This is a genomic window from Candidatus Hydrogenedentota bacterium (genome assembly GCA_016791475.1).
In the GTDB taxonomy this organism is placed as follows: domain Bacteria; phylum Hydrogenedentota; class Hydrogenedentia; order Hydrogenedentales; family JAEUWI01; genus JAEUWI01.
Genome location: JAEUWI010000494.1, coordinates 1 through 511 on the forward strand (window position 1 = coordinate 1; position 511 = coordinate 511).

Annotated in this window: 1 protein-coding gene; it reads right to left on the reverse strand. The window is 70.1% G+C overall.

The window, feature by feature from the left end:
* Positions 1–511: DUF1549 domain-containing protein (locus JNK74_30435; protein MBL7650486.1), on the reverse strand; the 511-nt coding region annotated here is incomplete at both ends.

The following is a 511-nucleotide window of genomic DNA, read 5'->3' on the forward strand; positions in this document are numbered from 1 at the left end:
GGGCCGTGATCCATGCGGCCCAGCACTTCCGGCACGCCAGGCTCGACGGGCTCGCCCGGGCTCAGGAACGAGCCACGCTGCAGAACGTGGGTGGCGCGAGGCTCGGGCAACTCTTTCATCACCTGAGTGGTCACGGGCTTCAGTCGCGACTCGAGGGACCCGAGTTCGGCGTGCCACGCACGGCGTTCGACCACCGCGTCGGGGGGGAGCGCTTCGAGCACCCGCCGCGCCGCCGCGGCACGGACTTCGAACTCGGGCCGCCGCGGGTCGGGGATCTCGATGGCGTGGCTGGTGAGTTCGATCTCCGCGCGGTCGTTCTGGCGCGTCTCCGCCGGGCTGTTGTTGAAGAAGGCGAAGAAGGCGTAGTACTCGCGCTGGGTGAAGGGATCGAACTTGTGGTCGTGGCACTGGGCGCAGGAGAGCGTCGCACCGAGCCACGTTGCTGCCGTGGTCGCCACCCGGTCCATGACGGCGGCGACGCGCTGCTCCTCCGGGTCGGTGCCGCCTTCCT